Annotated in this window: 4 protein-coding genes; all 4 read right to left on the bottom strand. The window is 58.1% G+C overall.

Going from position 1 to position 6,000, the window contains the following annotated elements; genetic code table 11:
- Positions 1-222 precede the first annotated feature (222 nt).
- Positions 223-1,893, bottom strand: coding sequence for an NAD+ synthase (locus tag NW862_RS05825; RefSeq protein WP_414336069.1), 1,671 nt, complete (start codon positions 1,891-1,893; stop codon positions 223-225).
- Between the two features lie 88 nt (positions 1,894-1,981).
- Positions 1,982-3,859, bottom strand: coding sequence for an excinuclease ABC subunit UvrC (uvrC, locus tag NW862_RS05830; protein WP_414336067.1), 1,878 nt, complete (start codon positions 3,857-3,859; stop codon positions 1,982-1,984).
- A gap of 254 nt (positions 3,860-4,113) precedes the next feature.
- Entirely contained in the window at positions 4,114-5,598 is a 1,485-nt protein-coding gene (locus NW862_RS05835) for a hypothetical protein (RefSeq protein WP_414427004.1), read from the bottom strand.
- Between the two features lie 122 nt (positions 5,599-5,720).
- Positions 5,721-6,000 (bottom strand): hypothetical protein (locus tag NW862_RS05840; RefSeq protein ID WP_414427005.1); only part of this gene is annotated, 280 nt, incomplete at its 5' end.

Genomic DNA, 6,000 nt, shown 5'->3' on the forward strand with positions numbered 1-6,000 from the left:
TTACTCTTTGTTGAGTCGAAGAAAAGTTTTGCTCTGGGGTCTGCCGGCTGGCAGGCCCTTATTGACAGAAAAAACGTCCGCGCCCCTACCCGAATCCTTGTAGGAAAAGCGAAACCGGTTGTGCTCTTCCAACCCCCCTCTCCCCCTGGGAGAGGGGCTGGGGGTGGTCGCGTGAGCGGCGCGGAGCGCTTGGGCTGACTCCCCCTGGGAGAGGGCAAAATCTCAACTGATCCCTTCCTGGCATTTGGCGATGGGCATGCGCCAGCCGGTGCCAAAGGCGCGATCGGTAACCCGCAGGCCGGGGGGAGCCTGGCGGCGCTTGAACTCGGCCTTTTGAACCAGGCGCAGCACCTGTTGTACGGTGTCGGGATCAAACCCTTGGGCCACCAGCTCGGCAGCCGACTGGTGCTGTTCGATGTGCCGCTGCAGGATGGTGTCCAGCAGGTCATAGGGGGGCAGGCTGTCGCTATCTTGTTGGCCGGGCCGCAGCTCCGCCGAGGGAGGCTTGGTAAGGATGGGGAGTGGGATCCGCTCCCCCTGGCGGTTGATCCAGCGGGCCAGGCGGTAGACCCAAGTTTTGGGCACATCGGAGATCACCGCCAGGCCGCCGGACATATCCCCGTAAAGGGTGCAGTAGCCCACCGCCAGCTCCGACTTGTTGCCTGTGGTCAAGAGCAGCCGGCCAAACTTATTGGAAAGGGCCATGAGCAGGGTGCCGCGAATGCGCGATTGCAGGTTTTCTTCCGTCGTGTCGGGGGGCAGGCCGGCGAAAGCTTCTGCCAGCAGGTGCTGGTAGCTCTCCATAATCGAGTGAATGGGCAGCTTCAGGGTAGGGATCCCCAGGTTTTGCGCCAGTTGGTAGGCATCGGTCAGGCTGCCCGGGCTGGAATAGGGAGAGGGCATGAGCACCCCCAGCACTCGCTCCGGGCCCAGGGCATCGGCGGCAATGACAGCAGTAACAGCCGAGTCGATCCCCCCCGAGAGGCCCAGCAAGACTTCGCGAAAGCCACATTTGCTGACGTAGTCGCGGGCGCCCAGAACCAGCGCCTCGTAGAGCTCTGCTTCCGGCTCCGTTGGCCAGCGGGATCCCGGCGGGCTCTGTTCCTCGTCGGGGGGATGGGTCAGCGCCTCCACATCCACAATCAGCCGATCCGGCGCGAAGGCAGCGGCTTGGGCCACCAGCCGGCCCCGGCCATCTAGGGCGCAACTGGCCCCGTCGAAAATGAGGTCGTCATTGCCCCCCACCTGGTTGACGTAGAGGATGGGCAGGGCATGCTTGCGGGCCAGGGATCCCAGCATCTCCACCCGCAATTTTTGCTTGCCCAGGCTAAAAGGAGAAGCCGACAGATTGATGAGTAAATCGGCGCCACAGCGGGCCATCTCTTCCACCGGATCGCGGTGGTAGCGGCGGTGGCGCCAAAAGTCGCGGTCGTTCCAGATATCTTCGCAGATGGTGAAGCCCAGCCGGCGACCACGGTACTCGATGGGCCGGGGCGGGGATCCCGGCTCGAAGTAGCGATCCTCGTCGAAGACATCGTAGGTGGGCAGGAGCGACTTTTGAAACCAGTGGCGGATCTGACCCCCTTCCAGCCAGGCCGCGGCGTTGTAGAGGGGCCGCCCCTCCGGCAGAGGGTTGGGCTGCACGGATCCCACCACCACCGGAATGCTATCCCGCAGCCGGGCGGCCAACTGCTGCAAAACTTGGCCTGCCCTCTCGACCAGGGCCGGGTAGAGCAACAGGTCGCGAGGCGGGTACCCCAACAGGGCCAGCTCAGAGGCGATGGCCAGCTCCGCTCCTGCCGCTGACGCTGCTTCCACCGCCAGACGGATGCGCTCGGCATTGCCGCTGAGATCGCCAACGGTGTAGTTCAGTTGCAGCAGCGCTATCTTCACCCTGGCCCCCTTGGCCGAGAACGGCTGTCCTAGCAAGTGGTGGATTTCACGATAATAGGCCAGCTCCAAGGGGAGATTTGGCTCCCCGTCAGCGTCTCTCCGGCTCCGCCAACGCAGTTGCCGGCAAATCGGCCTCCGGGTGGAAGTAGCGGTAGATCTGGCGCGCCAGCTTGGGGCCAATGCCGGGCACCCGGGCCAACTGGTCTTCTGAGGCCACCTGGATGCGAGCAATCGACCGAAACTCTTCCATCAGCAGCTTTTGCCGGTACTTGCCCAGGCCGGGGATCTCGTCAAGCGTAGAGGCCTGTTGGCGCAGCTTCCGTTGCTGGCGATGGTAGGCAAGGGCAAAGCGGTGGGCCTCATCTCGCAGGCGTTGCAACAGCAGGCGAGCCGGATCTTGCGCAGCCAACCGCAGCGGCACGGGATCCCCCGGCAGGAAGATCTCTTCTTCTCGCTTGGCCAAGGCAATCACCGGCAGGTGATCCAAACCCAAATCCGCCAAGACGGCCATGACTGCCGACAGTTGCCCCTTGCCCCCGTCGATGAGCACCAAATCCGGCTGATCCTCGGGAGTCATCTTGCTGAAGCGACGCCGTGCCACCTCGGTATGGCTGGCAAAATCATCGGAATGGCCGGGGCGTACCTCAGGGTTGCGAATCTTATAGCGGCGGTAGTGTTGCTTGGCCGGCAGGCCATCGATAAACACCACCTGACTGCCCACAGCATCGGATCCCTGAATGTGGGAAATATCGTAAGCTTCCAGACGGCGGGGCGGCTCCGGCAGATCCAAGACTTCCGCCAAGCGCTCCAAGGCAGCAGTGTTCTGATCGGCCAGGCGCTGGCTGCGGGCTAGCTCCAGCTCGGCGTTTCGCTCCACCAACTCGATCAGCTCTGCTTTGCTCTGCCGTTGAGGGGTGATAAGGCTTACCTTGCGGCCCTTTTTCTGGCTCAGCCAAGACTCCAGAAAATCGCGATCGGGCAATTCATACTGGGTCAAGATTTCCGAAGGAATTTCCACCGGATCACAGTATTGGTAATGTTCTTGTAAAACTCGCTGCAAAATCAACGCCGGATCATCGCCCCGATTTTCGGCAACAAACCCCAGCCGTCCCACCAACTTGCCGGCCCGCACCTGAAACAATTGAATGCAGGCTCGCGAATCGTTCATGGCCAGGGCCAGAGCATCACGGCTGGCGCTAGAGTTGGGCAAAGAGACCTTCTGGGATTCGCCCAGTTGCTCTAGGCCGCGGATTTGATCCCGATATCGCGCGGCTGCCTCGTAATTTTCTTGTTCGGCAGCCTGGATCATTTTCTCTTGCAGTTGTCTGATCAGCTCATCCGTCTGGCCTTGGAAGATCATGGCTACTTGAGCTAGCGTTTTGCGGTAGTCTTCTGGGCTGATCAAGCCTTGACATACTCCGGGACAACGTCCAATGTCATAGTTCAAACAGGTGCGATCTTTGTACAGAGGCTTAGATCGTTGACGCAAGGGGAAAATTCGCTTGACCAATCCAAGGGTGTAGCGCAACAAACCGACATCAGTATAAGGGCCGTAGTATTTGTCTTGATTCTGATTGAGACGACGGTGACGAGTGATATAAAGCTGTGGATAAAGCTCTGACCAGGTGATACACAAGTAAGGATACTTTTTATCATCCTTAAGGAGGACGTTATAGGGGGGTTGGTGAGTCTTAATTAGATTGTCTTCTAGAGCCAAAGCTTCACTTTCATTATCGGTAACGATAAACTCAATTTCACAAACCTGAGCTACCATGCGCTGAATGCGAGGAGACAGATCATCAGCAAAACGGAAATAAGAACGCACGCGAGAGCGCAATTTCTTAGATTTGCCTACATAGAGAATTTGATCTGTAGCATCTCGCATTAGATATACGCCAGGCTCGGTGGGAATCTCTCTAAGACGGCTTTCCAAAGCGTCACGATTTTGAATCAGGGGAACAGTCATAGAGTTCGGTTCTACCAGGCAGAGTCAGGGATCCCATGGCTTCAATCTAGCAATGATACGACTTTTTCCGGCAACGCCGACTTCAACCGATGCAGAGGTACAGGTAGGTATGCGCTGAGAAGGGAACTTCAGGCTCCTCTACCCCAAGGTCGGGGTTATCCTAGGTGCCTATGGATCCCTGCCGGTCATTACTCCCGAAGAAGTCAGCCACGCTGGCCTTAGCTTGCAAAGTAAATGAGATGGGATCCCTCGGCTTAAAGGTTAACCTGAGCCCCGTTAAAGAATCCACGAATAATGAGAATAACTCCCCCTTGATCAGGAGTACCCGTATTTCCGTCGCCAGTTGGTGGATTCGGGCCTATGACTTGATTATCCGTAGGGAACTCTTGCTCAATAAAGAATTGCCCAGAGATATTCGAGCCAGAGGTGGTCGGGTCGAAAACCAAATTCAAGTTGCCCCGCAGCAGGGAACCGCCAATATCTGCTCTGTTGAACGGCCCGGCCAGTTGCGCCCCAGCTAAGGTGCGGAAGACAAAATCTCCTGTGGTGGGGACAATGCCCTGGATGATAACGGGACTGAGATTAGTTCCCTCCACAGGTGAGCCAGGTAAGGTACCCGTAGAGCGCTCGGTGCGCAGGGAGAAAAAGTAGTCAAAGGCCGTAGGAGCACCCGGACGCTCAGGGACGGGCAATTGCGGGATCGGAGTGGGGAAAGGTCGTGGCGGCGGGCTGACCTGGACAAAGTTGAGGACTGTGCTGACATTGGCCGGGTCAAACTCCGCTTGTACCCGGCCGTTCAGCAGACGCCGGATGCGCACCAACTGGTTGGGCAAGATGTTCGGACGAGTGGGATCCGGAGCAAATAGCACCGACTGCGTACCCACCTGGGCGGGACGATAGACGATTTCCGCCTGGTTGGGGCGGAAGTTCAGGCGGGCAAAGAGAGCCAGGGCATCTTCAGGAGTGCCATCGCCGGCCACGCCCCGCTGCCGCACCACGAAGCTGGCGGAGAAGCTGCCGGTTTGCAGGATGGCAGTGACAGGCCCTTGAGGTGGGGGAGGATTGACAAAGGATCCTGCCGGTGGGTTGCCATTAGGGCCGGGATCTTCATAGAGTACCCCCACGGTAGGGACAATAAGAGAAGAATCTCCCTCTAAGACGACTTGGTTGCCATTGCGGCTAACCAAGATGCGGCGCACGGTTAAAGTTAAAACAGTTTCCGTATCCGGATCGGCAGCTCTAAAGGTTGTATTGACTCGAATGCGCTGGTCGTTGGGGTTTGTCGAAAGGGCAACCAGCCCGGCAATGCTGAATTGCGTAGATAGCCTGCCGTCGTTGGGGCCGAAGGCGATGAGATTCACCAGCGGCGTGGATCGGGCAATCTGGATGGCCAGTGTGCTGGAGCGAAGGGTTGAGTCAATTGTCAGTTCATTGGCTGGGATCTCATTGACCGGCAGAATGCGGGCCTCTACGTTGGTAATGCGGGCTTCTCCGCTGCCTTGAAAGCCGCTACTCCGCACAGGGATCCCGTTGTCAAATTTTGGGTTGACGAAATCTAACCGCAAGCTGGTGGTCTCCAGCACCGAGCCGGGGGTAAAGCGATACTCCTGCGCCGAGACAAACGCCGTGGGATCCACCTGGACAGGCCCCGGCAAGGCGGGGGATTCGTCAATTTGACCGCAGCCACCTAGGAGCAAGACTCCACACAAAACTGCCAATGAGCGACCTTTGAAGTTCATACGGCACTGCCTCACACACCCTAATCTGGGGAAATCCACACACAAAATGGAGGAAAAGGCACCCAACCCCCAACGCTACAGGTAAGCTGGCCGCCCCTGTTCGAGGCTATGATACCCCATATCTAGGGGATGGGCCATTTCCAAAAAAATTTCTTGGATTTGCTTTGCCGCTTGCTTGACAACGCCCCAAGATGCAGTAGAACTAACAGCAGGCATCCGCCTTTGAAACGGGATCCCTCATAATCTTGCCCATGCACAGAGGCAAATTCAGTGGATCCCGGCTGGGCGCTGTTGGAAAGATTTGCTGTGGTGTGAGTGAGTGGAGAATTCCCCGATGAAACGACGTTCTGGCTCAGGCCCTGGCCGTGGCGGCCTTTCTCTTCTGGCAACTTGGGCTTCGCT

Source organism: Synechococcus sp. H55.8 (assembly GCF_047462375.1).
GTDB lineage: Bacteria > Cyanobacteriota > Cyanobacteriia > Thermostichales > Thermostichaceae > Thermostichus.

Excerpts from the sequence above, each read along its gene's own strand:
- NW862_RS05835 (WP_414427004.1), bottom strand. The coding sequence starts at position 5,598 with ATGAACTTCAAAGGTCGCTCATTGGCAGTTTTGTGTGGAGTCTTGCTC.
- uvrC (WP_414336067.1), bottom strand. The coding sequence starts at position 3,859 with ATGACTGTTCCCCTGATTCAAAATCGTGACGCTTTGGAAAGCCGTCTT.